The organism is Erwinia sp. V71 (assembly GCF_965644245.1).
Classification (GTDB): domain Bacteria; phylum Pseudomonadota; class Gammaproteobacteria; order Enterobacterales; family Enterobacteriaceae; genus Erwinia.
In genome coordinates, this window is the sequence record NZ_CBFFRK010000240.1 from 1 (window position 1) to 1,214 (window position 1,214).

The window sequence follows — 1,214 nt, forward strand, 5'->3', positions numbered from 1 at the left end:
AGGATAGCTTATCGGTAGCTAACCGTCCCTCCATCCACATGACCAAGCGTTGCACTTATTATCTGAATTCGCGACTTGTTCATTTATCAATAATAACAATAAAAAAGGTGTGTTTTATGCTTGGCAAGCAAAACAATCAAAGATGCCCCTACACATAAATGTTGTTATTTGTAAAAGCATTAACAAATTAATACATGTTTTTTCTGGCAATCTCACACGTTAATGGATAAAAACTTTATGACAAAACATTGAAGTTTTATTTGTCTTAATCATTAACATGAGTACACATGTGTAATTCTTTTTTATTTAAAATGGACATTTTCACAGTACTAACTGATTTTACATGACTTAAAGTATGGGAGATGAAAACTTAAATCCATTCATTCAAAAGGTTAGGTATGTATTATCTAAATTGTAATTGTAGCCAGCGATGGTTACCAGTTACTTTAAAGAAGTTCACTAAGGATTTTTTTCATGTTTGTAAAATATTATGAAGTTAAACAGGAACATATCGATTTTCAAGGGGTTGTGGATGGGCTATACTATCCATTTTACATGGAGTGGACTCGCCATGATCTCATGAAAGAAGTACTTGGATTGGATCTTGAGCATGAGTTTTCTCAAGGTCGTATTCATATTATACTCGAATACACATTGCGTTTCAAAAAAAGTCTTTTGACTGGCGATAAAATGCAGGTGACTTGTCAATTGCGTCCTAATGAGAAACGCAACCGAGTAAATTTCGTTCAACAAATAATTGTCAATAATGTTGTTTATGCAGAAGCCGTTTTTGTTGGTACTTGCCTTATAAATGGTAGACCATCACTCCCTGAATCCGTGATAAATGCTCTTTATTAAATTTTATATTATTATACCCAAGGAACTTCAAGATGCAGGATGGTAGTGCCTAAACAATTTTCCCCTACTATAGACTTGGGTTCACAGGCCCCTGCAACTTGAAGTATTCTTGGTATATGCACATTCCTGGGCATGCAAACTCATAACATTTTAATGGCTTGTTGATTTTTAATAATGACCTTAGCGCTTACATATGCACTCTTAACATATTTTACCACTCATATGTGAGCGGTTAGATTATAAAGTTTATTGTTTATGTTCTGACTGGATAAATTGACAATGGCGGATTCAAGTTCGAAGTGCAACGCTAAGCCGCCTGTCTTCACTCTGCAAAGACCACTGAAGGCTGCCGGAAC

1 protein-coding gene is annotated in these 1,214 nt (G+C 35.1%); it reads left to right on the plus strand.

Annotation, left to right across the window (positions count from 1 at the left end):
* The first annotated feature begins 474 nt into the window (after positions 1 to 474).
* Entirely contained in the window at positions 475 to 858 is a 384-nt protein-coding gene (locus ACSZO1_RS22395) for an acyl-CoA thioesterase (RefSeq protein WP_437616585.1), read from the plus strand.
* The last annotated feature ends 356 nt before the right edge of the window (positions 859 to 1,214 follow it).

What these genes read in the sequence shown, in the direction of transcription:
- ACSZO1_RS22395 (WP_437616585.1), top strand. Translation starts at nt 475, where the DNA reads ATGTTTGTAAAATATTATGAAGTTAAACAGGAACATATCGATTTTCAA.